The organism is Thermanaeromonas sp. (genome assembly GCF_021890735.1).
Lineage (GTDB): Bacteria > Bacillota > DSM-521 > Neomoorellales > Neomoorellaceae > Thermanaeromonas.
This window is the reverse complement of record NZ_JAKKUR010000003.1, coordinates 72785-86348: the sequence shown is the minus strand read 5'-3', so window position 1 is coordinate 86348 and position 13564 is coordinate 72785. Positions and strand designations below refer to the sequence as shown.

Genomic DNA, 13564 nt, shown 5'->3' with positions numbered 1-13564 from the left:
AAAGTTCGTGGTAGAGGGGAAGAACAGCCCCACCCGGGTATCCAAATACTGTATCTACGCCTTCAGCCTGCAAGGCCCGGATAATTATTTGAGCTCCTGTAAGCCTCATTTTCGCTCCGCAATCCCCAATGGTAATGGCACCTCCCAGAGAGAAATACTTCAAAGCGCTTCAAAGCAAACCTACTCAAGAACCGCTCCCCGAGCACCGGAACCTACCTGGCGCGCATAGCGAGCCAGATATCCGCTTGTTATCTTGGGAGCCGGCGGCCGCCACTCTTTCTTCCGGCGCTCGAGTTCTTCTTCGTCTACTAAAAGATCCAGTCTGCGTTCCGGGATATCTATGGAAATGAGATCTCCTTCCTTGACCAGGCTAATGGGCCCTCCCGCTGCAGCCTCGGGGGAAACATGCCCTATGGAGGCGCCGCGGCTCGCCCCGGAGAACCGGCCGTCGGTAATGAGAGCAACCGAGCTATCTAGCCCCATACCGGCCAGGGCTGCGGTGGGACTCAACATCTCCCGCATCCCGGGGCCTCCTTGGGGCCCTTCATAGCGAATAACTATAACATCGCCCGGCTTGATCTTTCCCCCTATGATGGCTTCAAAAGCCTCTTCTTCAGCGTCGAAAACCCGTGCCGGTCCTTTATGGACCATCATCTCCGGGAGAACAGCTCCCTTTTTAACCACCGCTCCCTCCGGGGCTAGACTCCCATAAAGTACGGCCAATCCTCCATCCGGGCTGTAAGGCGCTTCTACCGGCCGGATGACCTCGGTATTGTAGACCTTTTTCCCCCGGCAAATTTCGGCCACCGTTCGGCCTGTTACCGTCAGGCAACCGCCCTCTAACAATCCGGCACGGTACAGTTCAGCCATAACTGCCGGAATACCACCGGCTTCATGTAAATCCTGTATGTAATGGCTGCCGGCCGGATCCAATTTGCAAAGTTGGGGTACGCGGCGGCTGGCTTCATCAAATACCCGCAAAGGCAAGTCTACCCCCGCCTCCCTGGCGATGGCCGGAAGATGCAGGCAGGTATTGGTAGATCCTCCCAAAGCCATATCTACAGCCACCGCGTTATGGAAAGCGGCTTCGGTCATAATATCCCGCGGGCGTATACCCTTTTCTACCAACTCCATAATCTTCTGCCCGGCTTCCTTGGCCAAGCGCAAGCGGGCAGCATAAACGGCCGGAATAGTACCATTACCGGGCAAGCCCATCCCCAAGGCCTCCGTAAGACAGTTCATGGTGTTAGCCGTAAACATCCCGGCACAGGAACCGCAGCCCGGGCAGGCACAATCTTCCAATTCCTTCAGCTCTTCCTCTGTCATCCTACCTGCCTGAACTGCGCCCACACCCTCAAACATAGTAGAAAGGGATACATCTTTCCCCCTATACCGTCCAGCCAGCATGGGGCCGCCGCTTACAAAGATAGCGGGGATGTTGAGCCTTGCGGCAGCCATAAGCATGCCCGGGACTATCTTGTCACAGTTGGGGATGAAAACCAAACCATCAAAGGGATGGGCCACGGCCATTATTTCGATACTATCTGCAATAAGCTCGCGGCTGGCCAGAGAATATTTCATACCTAAATGGTTCATGGCAATACCATCACAAACGCCTATAGTCGAAAACTCTAGGGGGGTACCTCCAGCCATCCGCACGCCCGCCTTTACAGCTTCGGCTACAAGCCTTAAATGAACATGACCCGGGGCGAGCTCATTATAAGAGTTTACAATTCCTATAAGTGGGCGGGACAATTCCTCATCAGTGAAGCCACTGGCTTTAAACAAAGAGCGGTGTGGAGCCCTGGCCAAACCCTTTTTCATGCTGTCGCTCCGCAATTTCCCTCACTACTCCTTCTGGGGAAAGATTTCCGGCCCGTCTACTTTGGTCAACTCGCGGAAAGCGCTGATGAGCTTCCGGGTTATGGGTCCCGGCCTGCCGTCTCCGATAGGCCGGCTGTCAAGGTGGCTTACGGGTATGACTTCTGCGGCAGTTCCGGTCAAGAAGCATTCATCCGCCGTATATACATCATGGCGGGTAAACACTTTTTCTGCCGCAGGTATACCAAGCTTCTTAGCCAAGTCGAGAACCGTGTTCCGGGTGATGCCCTCTAAAAGGCCGATGTGCGAAGGAGGGGTATAAAGACAGCCGTTTTTAACAATAAATATGTTATCCCCCGTTGCTTCTGCCACATAGCCTTCTTTATTGAGCATCAAACCTTCGGGCGCTCCCGCCTTGGTGGCTTCTATTTTGGCCAGAATGTTATTAAGATAATTTAAGGATTTAATGCGCGGGTCCAAGGCATCGGGTGCATTTCTCCGCGTCCCCACCGTAACCAGCTCCAGCCCCCGTTCATACAGCTCCTCTGGATAAAGCTGGATACCGGCGGCTATGCAGAAGATAAAGGGTTTGGGGCACTTGCGGGGATCTAGTCCCAAATCGCCACGGCCCCTAGTCACCACTAACCTAATGTAGGCATCCTTAAGATTATTACGCCGGCAGGTTTCCAGCACTATGTCCATCATTTGCTCTTGGGTGATACCGGGATCCAGGGCTATATGCCTGGCCGATTCATAAAGCCTTTGAATGTGCTCTTTTAACTTAAACACCCGGCCATGGTAGGCCCGGATACCCTCAAACACCCCGTCACCGTAAAGTAAACCGTGATCGAACACAGAAACTTTAGCCTCTTCTTCGTTCACAAATTTGCCGTCTAAGTAAATAATAAGCCCCACTTTGTCTCATCCCTCCCGCTCCTCAGGGCCTCACCCGGCCATATTTAAAAAATAAGAAAGAATAACAAAGCCTTAAGAAATATGTTTATGTTTGAGTATAAAAAAACCCGGCCGGAGGTGTCAAGGACTTTCCTGTGTTAAATTCTTGTTAAGTAATTAAGAACCCCCGGCCTGTTACCACCGGGGGTCTAAAACTCGGTCACTGTTTTCTTTTGTCTTAATGAAATCCTAAAACATAAATGGCCAGCATCCCGTATATACCCGCTGCTGTCAAATAATATATTGTAGGTATAACAGTCATACGCAAGATGTATCCTTCTTTTCCTATCATACCTACTACGGCAGCCGCGGCTACGGCATTATGCACGCAGAACATGTTTCCACCGGCACCACCGACAGCCTGTAGAGCAACCACCAACCTTTCGGAAACACCAATTTGATTGGCCACCGACCACTGGAAAAGAGCAAACATCATGTTACTAACAGTGTTAGATCCCGCAACAAAGGCGCCTAACCCGCCGATATAAGCCGCAAACATAGGCCATGCGGCACCTACGCTATCGGCCACTCCCTTGGCCAATTCTAAGGGCATGCTCATATATCCGGTAGCATTGACTCCTGACTCGATAAAGACCCTCACCATGGGCACCGAGAAAGACAAAGCCACTCCGGCATTGAACATTTGGCCCGCAACTTCTTTAAAGCTCTTACTTATTTCCTCACCTTTCATCTGGTGCAAGAACCAGACAATAATTACTACCACTAGAAAGATGGTCCCTGGCGAATGAAGAATCTCCCAACTCTGAGATATATTAGTACCAAAAATATTCTTAAGCTGTAAATTTACTGATTTTAAGGCCGTAGCTAGGGGCTTATACATGCGTGTCAAAACTAATAGTATGGCCACTATAACATAAGGCGTCCACGCCTTCACCAAGGACATCTTTTCTCGTATTTCACCAACGTCCCCTGTTACAGTCCCCAGCCAAAGGCTAGGCCACTCTTCCTGGGGCGGAAAGTCCCAAATGTTCTTAGGCATTAAAAACCCTTTACTCGCCGCGTACGTAACTATTGCCAAAGCAATTAGAGCACCCAACATAGACGGAAATTCCGGTCCTACAAAATTGGCCAGCAATACGTAGGGTATAGCAAACGTTATCCCTGCGAAAAGGGCAAACGGCCAAACCTCAAGGCCCTCTTTCCAAGAACGGTTCTTCCCGAAAAACCGTGTCAACAAACACGAGATGAACAAAGGCATGACAAAACCTATAATAGCATGTAAAATGCCAACCCGCGCTGCAATGCTATAAAGATATTGCTCCCAACTCATTCCCATGGCTTGAGCTGCACTTTCCACGAGGCCTTGCCCGGACTTAAGCCCTGTATTAACGCCTACTAGTATGGGTGTACCCACTGCTCCGAAAGAGACCGGCATGCTCTGGGTGACCATACCCACTACCACGGCTGCCATGCCCGGGAAGCCGAGAGCCACAAGCAAGGGACCTACTATAGCAGCCGGAGTACCAAAACCGGAGGCTCCTTCAATAAAACATCCAAAGAGAAAACCTAGAATAATGGCCTGGATACGCCTGTCTGGAGTTATCTTTGTAAAACCGTAACGAATAGTGGCCACTGCCCCGCTGTATTTTAATGTGGCCAGTAGCATCAATGATCCAAATATAATCCACAGCAGGGAGACCGCTACCCACAAGCCTTGCACAGACGCAGCAAGAATCCTTATCAAGTCAACCTTCCATACGAAATAGGCTAAAATGACAGCCACCAGCCAAGATACTGGCATAGCTCGTTTAGCAGGCCAGCCCAAACCCGGCATCAGGATTAATACCACTACAATGGGCAACGTAGCAATTAGAGCCAGCGCTCCATGGCTCAACTTCGTTCCCCCCTACTTATAATCCACGTAATTTATTAAGATTCGGTCTAAAATCAAGGTTTGGCCTTAAATTAACTGATGAACTAATTCGTGTATTTTCTTTTTTCTTCCTACCACCTCCCGTTCGGTGTTCCGATGGTTAGACCACCTTACTACATAAATAAATTCAACACCATAGCAAAAATTCCTGCTTGTAAAGCTTAAATTTTCATGAAACTTTGAGTACTAGTTCCCTCTTCTTACGGGACGATAAATACCCTTTTTCACAAAAATAGTAACAGTCCTGCCCCGTCTTCCCCGATATTTCTTTAACGACAACCACTACAGCTACTACAACTTCCGCCACAACTACTCCCCGAGCTGCCTGTACTCACCCCACCTTCGCCGCCCTTCGTAATATATAGAAACCCGGTAAATCGCTGGCTGACAGCACCTCCGCATACCGGACAGCGTACTTTGTCCCTCTCCTTTATGGATACAAACTCACTGAAAGTATGCCCGCACTCCTGGCATTTAAAATCATAAGTCGGCATCTCTCTTCACCTCGCATCGTATTGAGGGTAAGTCCCGGTAAGAACTCCTGTTTAACCGTTGGCTAACTCCGGAAAGGCTACCTCTTTTCGACCTTTTCCTGAGGTGGTAGCACCCTAACTACCCAACGGTCCAATTCTTGGGCTAAGTCTATCTCAATCTTTGCTTTAAGGGGTTTCCCTTCACGGCCATAAAGCAAGCATACCTGAGGTTTGTGGGATTGCCCGGGAGAGGTTCTAAGTACTATTCCTACCTCCCCGGTATTAAGTTCAACCATGGTACCCACTGAATAAGCAGCCACATTAGAAAGGAAAGCCTTTACCAGGCGATAATCATGCCGGAAATTGCCTGCTGCCGCCAGCATTTCATAGGCTTCGTGGGCAGGGTAGGCTTTGCGGTAGACCCGGTCGGCCGTTAAGGCATCGTATTCATCCACAATGGCGGTTATAGCCGCAAATTCATGGATGTCTTCCCCTTTAAGTCCACGGGGATAACCGCTACCGTTATACCGCTCATGATGTTCCCAGGCCACAAGAGGAGCGATCTTGCCCAAGCCCTCCTGCTTGCTCAATATCTCAAAGCCTAACTCTGCGTGCCGGCATACTATATTATACTCTTCCGGCGTCAAGGGACCCGGCTTGTTTAAAACCTCGGCGGGTATAAGGATTTTCCCTATATCGTGAAGCAAAGCTCCCATCCCCAACTGGATGAGGCTTGCTCTGGGATATTTTAAAGTTATCCCTGTAATAACAGCGAGAATACACACATTGACGGAATGAGCAAAGGTATAATCATCTAGGGCTCTTATGTCTGCGAGGTTGACCATTATCCCTTTACGGCTTAAGAGTTCTTGTACGATACTTTCTACTACTTCCCTTACGCGCTCCGGTTCAATTAAAGCCGCCTGGTTACCTCTTTTTTCTCCCTTAACCCCTTCCATTATTTCCTTGACCAGTTTTAGGGCCTTAAGCCGCGTGGCCTCAGACACCACGTCTTCTACTTCCCATTCAGGCCCCATATCATCGGCTACATAAACCCCAGGTATACCCAGTTCCCGCAACCGCTGTATATAATAGGGCTTTAAGATGACACCTTTATTTAACAATACCCGGCCCTCTGCATCAAAGATAGACCGGGCAACCACCATTCCTGGCCGCAAGCACTCCAAAGGGAGCTTCCGCAAGGGCCTTCCTTCCTCCCCTTCCTTGCTCACGACCAGTTATTCGACATAATTTGAAATTATCCTTTATTCCTCGGGAAAATTTCCATTCCGGGATCCTTACGCTGGCGGTAAAGATAATATATCAAAAGCACTGCTGTGCCGCCCAGAAGAATAATCCCGTACACAGCCATGGCCAACTACACCCCGAAGAATATTATAGCACAAACACAACCCCTTGGAGTTCCCGCTTTGCGTTCTTTTAAGCCAGTCCGGCGCGGCTTACAGCTTCCCTTTCTAGGAGGCTTACCGTACGCTTCAACACCCGGATATATCTAAGCTCCGGGTCTTCGGGGCCCTGAAGATCGGCCTGCTCTTTTTTAAGTAAGTTTACATAATCTATAATCTCCCTCGTTATCACCTCTCCCGGACATACTAGAGGTATCCCGGGAGGATAAGCTGTGATGGCCTCTGCGCTTATCTCGCCCTCTGCATATTCCAACTCTACGCTACGGGTCTGGCTGTAGAAAGCTTCCCTGGGCAACACCGACATCCGCGGTATGGCGGGTAGAGGAGGGCAAAAACGTATTACATTCTTTACAGGACGCTGCCGGGCAATATCCTGGAAAGCCGCTACCACCCGCCTGGCCATCTCCCAATCATCGCCTATGGATATAAGCAGGAGCACGTTATACAGGTCAGACAGTTCCACCTGGATGCGGTATTCGCGCCGCAGGATGTTCTCCATCTCATAGCCCGAAAGCCCGAGATCCTGGACGTTAACCGTAATCTTGGTAGGATCTAAGGCATGACAACCGGGCACCCCTACCACTTCTTCCCCTAAAACCCGCAGGCCCTCTATGCGGGAAAGTTCTCTCCGTATAAAATAGGCTATCTCTAAAGCTCGCTCTATTAGCTTGTGGCCGAAAAGGGCCATCTGCTTGCGCGCCACATCGAGAGAGGCGAGCAAGATGTAGGAAGGGCTCGTTGTTTGAGAAAGATTAAGAACGGCCTTAAGGTGTTTAGGATCCACCCTGTTGCCCCTTGCTAGAAGAAACGAGCTCTGGGTAAGAGACCCCGCAAGTTTATGGGCACTCACTGCCGACAGGTCCGCTCCTGCCTCCATGGCCGAAAGAGGCAAGGCCGGATGAAACTTAAGGTGAGCCCCATGGGCTTCATCCACTATTACCGGCACGTTGTACCGGTGGGCTACCTCCACTATTTCCTTTAGGGCCGGAGCTGTCCCGTAATAATTGGGATTTATGATAAATACTGCCTTAGCGTCCGGGTGTTCATTTAAAGCCCGTTCTACCTTTTCTGGGGTTACACCCATGGATATGCCAAAATCGTGGTTTATCTCCGGTTCTATATAAACGGGCCGTGCCCCGCTTAATATAAGGCCGCCCAGGGCCGAACGGTGGGCATTACGGGGGATGATGATCTTGTCGCCGGGATTACACAAAGCCAGAATCATGGCCTGGATCCCGGAAGTAGTCCCGTTTACCAGGAAAAAGGCATGATCGGCACCATAAGCTTCAGCCGCCAGCTCCTCGGCTTCACGGATGACACTTCTGGGATTGCAGATGTTATCTAAATCGGGCATACAAGTAAGATCAATGGCCAGCACCCGTTCGCCTACGTATTCCCTAAATTCGGGTAACGCCCGGCCCTGTTTGTGTCCCGGGACATGCAAGGGTAAAACACCTTCTTCTACGTACCGTTTCAGGGCAGTAAAAATGGGCGTCTTCCTCTGGTCTAGCACCTCTACCCGGACCCCCAACTTCTTAAATAACAAGCAGAATTAATTACACCATAACCTTTCGATAAATGCAAGGATAAAACTTTAAATGAGCCTGTTATTGGGGTTCTATTATTTTTTATGCCAAACACTAGCTAGCGTCAACCCCCTAAAAACGGAAGAGGGCCTATCCTTACGGCCCTCTTCTGGAGGATATTACGCATCCAGGTTAGAGTGTACTTTTATTTTGCACCCAGTTCCTCCCGAGCAGCAGCGACCTCCTTTTCTGCTCCTGGGGTAATTTTGGTGAACCTATGTTTGATCCTCGCCATTACTTCGGGTAAAGTAGTATACTCCATATCCTCTAACGGTAGGCGGTGCGGCTCAAAGGGCCCTAACTGCCGGAGGTAGCTGGCTATCTCATTGGCAATCCTCCGGGCCTGGTCGAAAGCCACGTCGGCGAACAGGTCCTGCGGCCCTATAAGCTTCCCGTTGGCCAGCTGGAACCCGAGGGCGACTACACGCGGCGGGCCATCAAAGCGAGTAGGTGTAGCCTGGGCTAAGGATACGGGCATCAGGGGGCCCATGTGGGAACCCCGCATCCAACCTGCCACCAGGTGGGGATGGGCGAAGGGTTCCAGGGCTTCTCCTACGGCCGGAAGCCCGCTCTGGCAACGCACGATACATACAGGATCATCTTTGCCCACATACCGACCAGCCAGGAAGTTGAGTCTCTGTGTGCTGGATACAGCTGCAATCTCTCCGGTGGCCTTAGAGTACACGGCCTTAACACAGTACCGCCCCGGTGCTCCTATAAACACTAAAAGATCGTACATTTCTTCGGGTAGGGAAAAGATCACGCGCTTATTTTCGATCAAATCATAGACCTCAAAGCGGAAGCCTTGATGCATTTTAGGATCTATCACCAGCCCGATGGTATTAAAGGGATCCGCAAACATTTTATAAAGGGGGAAGTTCCAGGCACCGGGTTCAGTTTTGTCGGCCATAAATATGATTACCGGCTCGCTCTTTCTTTCCTCAAATTCCATCTCCGCTACTCCCGGACCCATTCCCCGCACGTTTCCTGAAAAAGCATCGGAGAGCAAATCCTGCCCGGCACCATATAACTTCATCTCCCGGGCGACCTCGGTACAGCGCAGGAAGGTATTCCAAGCCAGGTGATGAATCTCAGGGCTATCTACTCCCCGGCGGTGGGTCATGATTAAGTTGATATCATCTCCCACATGGGTGACGTGAAAATCCACCAAAAGATCGCTTTCCGCCAGGGTCTTTCTGGCCGTCTCTATTAGGCGCGGATGTACGCTGGAATGACCTACCCAGCCTCCGATGTCAGCTTTAATTACTGTTAAAGTAATTTTTTCGGGCATATATCTATCCTCCTTTGCGAGAGGTGATCTCGCCAGCCTCTTACAATAATTATGTTATACTATATGCTTCTAATGTGCAATATAGAATAGCAAAATTTAAATCAAGAGCAGCCTAAATAAAAAAATAAAAAATAGCAGGCTTTGGCCTGCTTGAGTTGCTCCGTTTCTGAAAAGTGCCTTCTCAAAGATATTAGACCCTGTATTTTTCTGCTAAATTAAACTTCTCGTAAAGAGCAAGCTCTACTGCCGGGGGAACCAGCCCCCTGATGCACCCACCTAGAGAGGCTACTTGGCGAATGATGCTAGAAGTTAAAAAAGAATATTCGGTAGCCGTCATAAGAAAAACAGTTTCCACCTCTTCGGCCAACTTTTTATTCATAATAGACATCTGGAACTCGTACTCGAAGTCGGAGACCGCCCTTAAGCCCCGTATTATAGCGCAGGCCCCTTCCCGTCGCACGAAATCTACCAAAAGGCCCTGAAAAGGCTTTACTTCCACTCCCGGGATATCCTGCGTGACCTCCCGGGCCAGCCTTACCCTCTCTTCTAAAGAAAATAAGGTCTGCTTGTAGTTATCCTTAGCCACCCCTACGATTATGCGGTCGAAAAGCTTGCAGGCCCGCTTTATGACGTCTAAATGGCCGTTGGTTATAGGGTCAAAGGTACCCGGATAAACTGCGATCCGCACTGTGTCCTCCTCCTTAAACTTTAAGCCCCAGGGCGTAAAAGGGTTAATTTTTCTCTCTGATCTTCCCGGTCGGCAGAAGAAAGGCTTAAATTAGCCCACTTCCCGCAACGGCTGCCCCACCGCCCCACAAGCTCACCGTGGACGTAAAGCTCGCTTATTTCGCAGTTGTTGGCGCAATCGTTGCAAATGAAGCTCCTGGGAGTGCATTTGAAACTGGCTATAGCAGCGATACCCCGGAACTTGGTAGGCATCCGGTACTTTAACCATCTCTCCCGGGCAAGAAGCGCTGCTCCCAGAGCCCCCATCACCCGAAAATGTTTAGGAACAACTATGGGCAAACCCAAAAGAGCCTCAAAGGCCGCCCTCAAGCCTACATTGGCCGCTACACCGCCCTGGAAAAGCACTACAGGTTTTATTTCTCTCCCGCGGGCTACGTTGGTAAGATAATTGCGTGCCAGAGCAAGGCAAAGGCCGGCTATTAGATCTTCTTTGCTATAGCCCATCTGCTGTTTGCTGATAAGGTCGGACTCCGCAAAGACCCCACAGCGTCCCGCGATGCGTACGGGGCTCTTAGATTTTAGGGCCAGTTCCCCGAACTTTTCAATGGGTACATTTAACCGGGCCGCCTGGTGATCCAAAAAAGAGCCCGTCCCCGCTGCACAAACGGTGTTCATATTAAAACCCCGCGATACCCCGTCCTTAAGATATATGATTTTAGAGTCCTGGCCTCCGATATCTATGACCGTCCGCGCCTCAGGATGAACTTCCCGTGCCGCCACCGCGTGGGCGGTAATTTCATTTTTTATAGTGTCCGCCCCTACCATGGCCGCGGCCAGGTGGCGCCCCGATCCGGTAGTGCCCACGGCCAGTACCTCAGCGTGAGGTAAAGCGTCGTTAAGCTGTTTAAAGCCCGTCTGTAAAGCCTCGATAGGGCCGCCATGGGTCCGGAGATAAGTTTCAAAAAGGATTTCCTTTTCCAGGCTCAGGGCCACAATTTTGCTGCTCACACTGCCTACGTCAATACCCAAGAAGCACTCCAAATCTTCCACCTCCATAACTTAAGCCCTCTTCCCGTCTTTCAGCCAGAACTTCCAAGAAGGCCTCAAGCCGCGTCTCCCAACCTGCCGTCCCGGTCTGCTCGTTGATTATCAACGAAAGCAATGGCAAATCTAGTTTCTCGCTTAAAGGTACCATTATATTCTGGGAAACCGTTTCGGGCATACAGGTAAAGGGTAAAAGGTGTATCACTCCGTCAAAACCTTCTTCTTTGGCCAGGACCAGTTCGCCTACGCTCTCTTGCCCGTGTCCTCCTACAGGTGCCCTCAAGTAAGGTGCGGCAGCAGATATAACTCGCTGGTGGTGCTCACGCGCTTTTTGCTTATGCAGCACGTGGAGATCAAACCACTGGGTAGCGGTAAGATTGCGTACTACTTCTACCCTTAAATCGGGCCGGGAGGCTAAGAAACGTTCGATTTCTTGATTAACAAAACTCTCTAAAACTGTATAAATCTCTCCTATAATCTTCACCCTCAAGGGAGCAAGTTTTTCTTCCGGTATGGCTTCGAGCTCCTCCCAAAGCTCTCTTTCTGCTTTTTTAACCTGCCCGACATAACCCGCTGCCTTGACCTGCCGCACAAATCTCCTCCATGCCTTATCCGCCGTACCTCTATTTTTTTCATAAGCCCTTTTACGCCGGACCCAGGCCTCACCCCGGTCTAAGGCAGCCATTTTATGATACCCTAAGTACAATCCTTTGGCGATCCTCCACAAAGGAGCATTACCCGTAGCTTCCCGCAAGGCCTGGCGGAACGCCTTCCAGCGGGTCTTTAACGGTACCGGAGAATCTATGATTACTAACCGGAACTCGTATCCTTTAGCCTTAAGAAGGAGTTCCTGGAGCTGGGCATACCAGCCTAGGCGGCACCTTCCCTTGCCGCCCACCATAATTATGGTATTAGCACCTTTTTCCAAGACAGCCCGCATCTGCCCTAAGGTGGTAACCATAGGATAACAGATAAATTCGGGAGCCAGCTCTTTACCCAGCTCCACGACAGTTTTACTTAAAGGCGGTGTGGGAATCATTTCTACCCCGCACTCCGCCAGAGCCGACTCCAGGGCGATATCCAAAAGCCCCATGCCTGGGGCTCCTACTTTTAGCTCCTCCCTTCTTAGGGCAGGCACGGACGAAATCGGAAGCCTGCGGTTGTCACCGGGTCCCGTTATTCCGCCCTCCATAACTAACGATTCGGTCCTCGCGCTGGAGGGGACCCGTAACCTTACGGGGGACACTCGCGGCTCTCCAGCACTAGTATCCAAGAAGGCTTCCAGCCGGGTAACGAACCCGGCTTCTCCCGTATGCTCGTCCACCGTAAGTAGCAAAAAAGGTACGCCCCGTGCTTCGGCCTCGGCCTCAAGGAAGGCTTCCAGCACAGAAGCAGGGCCGCAGGAGAAAGCTTCCACCAGGATAAGCTTATTTACCAAGCCGCGACGCAAAAAGTAAAATCCGGCCCCCAGCAGCCGGGCCTCATAGGCCCACATCCTGTTCCCTTCCCAAAGAGATCCCACTTCTTTTAATACCTCTTCTTGGGGGGCCATCTCTGCCGTCCAAACCTGCCCGTACTCGCGCAATCTATCGACCAGGTTATGTCCCACTATATCATAAAGGACATAGGGGTGACCTAGCACTCCTATAACTTGCGAGGGATCATACTCGGCCAGGGGGTCAAAGCGGCGCCGGGGTCTTTTGTCCTGGCCAGACATCCGGGCATAGGCCTCTACCACGGTCAAACCTTGGCGGGTTAACTTTTCAAAAAGGGCCTGCCTTTCCTCTCCCACCCTTATAGCTTCCTCTGCCTCGTTACGACGAGCCCCCAGGCGAGCTGCCACTTCCAGAAGGCTTTCCTTCCAACAACCTGGCTTTTCCCTTTCGTTCCATTCGGGAGCTAGCAACTGTTCCTCACTTAGCCCAAGCCCGTTTTTAAGCATATCTGCGATTCCTATAAGCTTCGGGCAACAGTAGTTCTCCTTATCCACGCTAGAAAGAACGGGAACGAACAGGTAGTCTACACCTTTTTCCAATAGCCTTTTGGCATGGGCAAAATAAAGTTTTACCGAGACACAAGGTTCATCCGTGGGGCAACAGACCATATCTAGTAGGGTCCGCCCGTCACTGGGCGGCGACACCACCACTTCAGCTCCCAGGGTTTCCAGGAAACCCTGTATAAAGGGAAAAATATAATAATAAGACAGTCCGCGCGGGATACCCACCCGTAAAGGCACCAGCGGTCACCCCCTGCTAAGTTAATTATACTCCTTCGCCAATATAAGGCAAGCTTTGCCAAGGTCAACGCTTCTTTGGAGTATTCCCCGGGAGTGGGTTTATTTATACTGAGGTGTTATACTTTTGTTAGGTGCAGAAGGGATGGAAGGG

General features: G+C 50.7%; 12 protein-coding genes. All 12 read right to left on the bottom strand.

Features of this window, described 5'->3' with window-relative positions; genetic code table 11:
- On the bottom strand, positions 1-109 hold a 109-nt coding region (locus L5656_RS01475; protein WP_297197980.1), incomplete at its 3' end, for a thiamine pyrophosphate-binding protein.
- A 71-nt stretch (positions 110-180) separates the two neighbouring features.
- Positions 181-1839, bottom strand: coding sequence for a dihydroxy-acid dehydratase (ilvD, locus tag L5656_RS01470; RefSeq protein WP_297197977.1), 1659 nt, complete (start codon positions 1837-1839; stop codon positions 181-183).
- Positions 1840-1848: 9 nt separating this feature from the next.
- Complete coding sequence (gene ilvE, locus L5656_RS01465; protein ID WP_297197974.1) at positions 1849-2736, bottom strand: branched-chain-amino-acid transaminase; 888 nt, start codon at positions 2734-2736, stop codon at positions 1849-1851.
- Positions 2737-2953: 217 nt separating this feature from the next.
- Positions 2954-4630, bottom strand: coding sequence for an L-lactate permease (locus tag L5656_RS01460; protein ID WP_297197971.1), 1677 nt, complete (start codon positions 4628-4630; stop codon positions 2954-2956).
- A gap of 208 nt (positions 4631-4838) precedes the next feature.
- Positions 4839-4976: a hypothetical protein gene (locus tag L5656_RS01455; RefSeq protein WP_297197983.1), complete on the bottom strand. Its 138-nt coding sequence runs from the start codon at positions 4974-4976 to the stop codon at positions 4839-4841.
- The gene (locus L5656_RS01450; RefSeq protein ID WP_297197968.1) at positions 4939-5163 is read right to left on the bottom strand and encodes an FmdB family zinc ribbon protein; all 225 of its coding nucleotides are present in this window, start codon (positions 5161-5163) and stop codon (positions 4939-4941) included. The genes L5656_RS01455 and L5656_RS01450 overlap by 38 nt, the downstream gene beginning before the upstream one ends.
- 77 nt (positions 5164-5240) lie before the next feature.
- Entirely contained in the window at positions 5241-6344 is a 1104-nt protein-coding gene (locus L5656_RS01445) for an HD-GYP domain-containing protein (protein WP_297197967.1), read from the bottom strand.
- Between the two features lie 238 nt (positions 6345-6582).
- Positions 6583-8082, bottom strand: coding sequence for an aminotransferase class I/II-fold pyridoxal phosphate-dependent enzyme (locus L5656_RS01440; RefSeq protein WP_297197964.1), 1500 nt, complete (start codon positions 8080-8082; stop codon positions 6583-6585).
- A gap of 218 nt (positions 8083-8300) precedes the next feature.
- Positions 8301-9446 (bottom strand): fructose-1,6-bisphosphate aldolase/phosphatase, encoded by a 1146-nt coding sequence (gene fbp, locus L5656_RS01435; RefSeq protein ID WP_297197961.1) that lies wholly within the window; start codon positions 9444-9446, stop codon positions 8301-8303.
- Between the two features lie 190 nt (positions 9447-9636).
- A complete protein-coding gene (coaD, locus tag L5656_RS01430; protein WP_297197958.1) occupies positions 9637-10134 on the bottom strand; it encodes a pantetheine-phosphate adenylyltransferase in 498 nt (165 codons plus the stop codon).
- Between the two features lie 20 nt (positions 10135-10154).
- Positions 10155-11189, bottom strand: coding sequence for an acyl-CoA dehydratase activase (locus L5656_RS01425; RefSeq protein ID WP_297197955.1), 1035 nt, complete (start codon positions 11187-11189; stop codon positions 10155-10157).
- Complete coding sequence (locus tag L5656_RS01420; RefSeq protein WP_297197952.1) at positions 11152-13413, bottom strand: acyl-CoA dehydratase activase-related protein; 2262 nt, start codon at positions 13411-13413, stop codon at positions 11152-11154. Before L5656_RS01420 ends, L5656_RS01425 begins: the two co-directional genes overlap by 38 nt.
- Positions 13414-13564 lie beyond the last annotated feature (151 nt).